Raw genomic sequence first — 375 nt, forward strand, 5'->3', positions numbered from 1 at the left:
GCCGGGCGTGGACTTCGACCACAGCAGCGTGCACGAGTACAACCCGGAGGCCGCCCATGCGCTGGCCAACTTCCTCGAGCGGCAGCCGCGCATCGTGTTCGAAGCGCACTCCACCGACTACCAGCGCGAAAGCGGCCTGCACGCCCTGGTGCGCGACCACTTCGCCATCCTCAAGGTCGGCCCGGCGGCCACCTTCGCCTATCGCGAAGCGCTGTTCGCGCTGGCTGCGATCGAGGCCGAACTGCTGCCGGCTGCACAATGCTCGCGCCTGCCGCAGGTGCTGGACGCGGTGATGGTGGCGCAGCCGAAGTACTGGCAGTCCTACTACCACGGCGATGACGCCACACTGCGCCTGCTGCGCAGCTACTCCTTCAG

At 68.0% G+C, this 375-nt stretch carries 1 protein-coding gene; it reads left to right on the forward strand.

Annotated elements, in window-relative coordinates; translation table 11 throughout:
- Positions 1 to 375: class II D-tagatose-bisphosphate aldolase, non-catalytic subunit (locus EN850_RS34185; protein ID WP_145973026.1), on the forward strand; the 375-nt coding region annotated here is incomplete at both ends.

Origin of the sequence: Mesorhizobium sp. M8A.F.Ca.ET.207.01.1.1, assembly GCF_004794715.1 — a bacterium.
Lineage (GTDB): Bacteria > Pseudomonadota > Alphaproteobacteria > Rhizobiales > Rhizobiaceae > Mesorhizobium.